Origin of the sequence: Bacteroides sp. AM37-9 (assembly GCF_003603455.1) — a bacterium.
GTDB lineage: Bacteria > Bacteroidota > Bacteroidia > Bacteroidales > Bacteroidaceae > Bacteroides > Bacteroides xylanisolvens.
Genome location: NZ_QTNF01000082.1, coordinates 1 through 2,137, shown reverse-complemented (window position 1 = coordinate 2,137; position 2,137 = coordinate 1). Strand labels below are relative to the sequence as shown.

The following is a 2,137-nucleotide window of genomic DNA, read 5'->3' as shown; positions in this document are numbered from 1 at the left end:
TTGGTTGCATCCTGTACCACTTCAATGAAAGCCACATGAGATAATGTAGCTTCATTGTCCTTTGCGAATACGGGTATAATACAATCATTCCTTAAATGCTCCAAACTGGCTTCAATCGTATTAGCTTCAATGAATAGAGGTCGCTTCTGCTTAATAATTGGCTCTTCAATTATTACCGCTTCTTCTGCATATTCACCAAAGTTTCTACTAGTTCTCTGTACTGGCATAATCTGTAATGTTGATTCCATAATCTGTAATTTATTAAGTTAATATTAGAAATTCCTCTGTCTGAAAGCTAAGCAAGCCACAATCAGTATTAATAATCCAATAAAGAACTGTGGCATTAAGACTACTGGCACAATTAGAATTATTCCAAACGTCAATAAAATCTTTAAATTCTCCATACGCATAATAATAGATTAGTAAATAGTGTATTTAAGGACAAAATGAGGGCTTGACATGAAGTACTATTCATTCACTTTCCTTTGTGCATCTTTATATGTAGACATATACAAATCGTTGATAAGTCCGCACATTTCAGAAGTTCAAAAGGTTTGTGGGCTGAATAGCAATTCATGTAATCCTTTCATTTTTCCTAATAATGGGTAAGGGGGTGTTAGTAGTTACACCGCTATAGAGTGCATAATATATACCTCATGCTCACTGTCTGACTAATAAATCCATTTTATCAAAGCATAGTATCTCAATAAGATGGATTTTCTAAAATTAAAGAGAGGGGAATAATAGTAGGTATTCTATCTATATGCCCAAATAAGTACTGTGTTTTTTATTTTGATTTAGAACAGTTTGGCTTAGTTCTTTTCCAATAAATGTACTATATTTGTGTGTTAGATATTAAATGAATTCTTATTACATAAGGGAAAGCAATAAATGAAACTAACAGACAAAAGATTGTGGTGGTTTGAAGGCATAATGTTAATATGCGGTATCTTATCTTCATATTTGTATGCTTTGAATTTTGGTATATGTATTTCACAAATACCAAGCATTGTTGTATTCTATACATTAAGTTGTTTACTAGGTAGTATAATAGCTTGGAAAGTTTATAAAAATAATGGTGTTTGGAAACTGCTCTGTTACGTTTTCTTGTTCTCCACCATTATATATTGTACTATCGACATGATACTAAGAGTTGTATATCCCAATCCCTATGGAAATTTATTTATGTTATTTGCAAACGGACTTTTTTATTGGTGCTTGTGTTCCATATTTCCAATAATTATTCTTGTATTTGGGGCTAAAAGAATCTTAAGGCTATGAAACTAACTGATAAAAATATCTGGAAGTATGAGGGTATAATATTACTTTGTTGTATAATTGCGATGTTACTTCATCCTCTTTCATTCATGGAAATTACTTGGCTGATAGAGGGTTCTGTTATTCCAACCTATCTATGCTCATACTTATTGGGTAGTATTATTGCATGGTTATTTTACAAAGGTAATTCTTGGTGGAAGTTGGCTTTACTTACATTTTTCTCCATAAACATTTTGTTCACATGTTTAATGCAAATAGAAGTCTATGACTGTGGGGATGCAATGACATGGCTCATGTTTACAACAATGAATATTTTTAATACATTGCTATCTGCTGTATTAATATGTGGGTGTTGTTACTATATCCAAAAACGATATAATATATGGAATTAACGGGTAAAAGATTCTGGATATTAGGATTACAATTGATAGTTATTGTATCAATCCTGTCATGTACAACAAAGAAAATAAGCTCTCCTGTTGCTTTAGGGAATATATTTACACCTGCGTTTTTTCAAACAGAGGAATACTTATCTGTAATAGACTATTTAGGTAAGAACTTGTGTTTACAGGATGAAATGGAACGATATACATACAAAATTTGTGTAAAGATTGATAGTTTGGGATTTGTTAAACAAGCTACGTTAATAGACGTAGTTCAACATTCGCATAATGATTCTATTTTATTATATACACTACTCAATATGCCCCAATGGCAACCTGCTAAAGAAAACGGTAAGAATATTCATTCGTCTGTTAAATTTCTCTTGCACTTATCTCCAAATCACTAAAAATAAGTATGAATTGTTATTTTAGGGGATTAATAGATTAAATATTTCACTTTATCAAAGCATAAACTC

At 31.3% G+C, this 2,137-nt stretch carries 2 protein-coding genes; one reads left to right on the top strand and one right to left on the bottom strand.

All coding sequences use genetic code 11. The features are described 5' to 3' along the window. On the bottom strand, positions 1-248 hold a 248-nt coding region (locus tag DW862_RS25580), incomplete at its 3' end, for a DUF3871 family protein (protein ID WP_120071160.1). 1,412 nt (positions 249-1,660) lie between these two features. Here DW862_RS25580 and DW862_RS25565 point away from each other — a divergent pair. After that, positions 1,661-2,068: a hypothetical protein gene (locus tag DW862_RS25565; RefSeq protein WP_004296535.1), complete on the top strand. Its 408-nt coding sequence runs from the start codon at positions 1,661-1,663 to the stop codon at positions 2,066-2,068. Positions 2,069-2,137 lie beyond the last annotated feature (69 nt).

Bases quoted from the DNA above. Each gene is read 5' to 3' on its own strand.
- DW862_RS25565 (WP_004296535.1), top strand. From the start codon at position 1,661: ATGGAATTAACGGGTAAAAGATTCTGGATATTAGGATTACAATTGATA.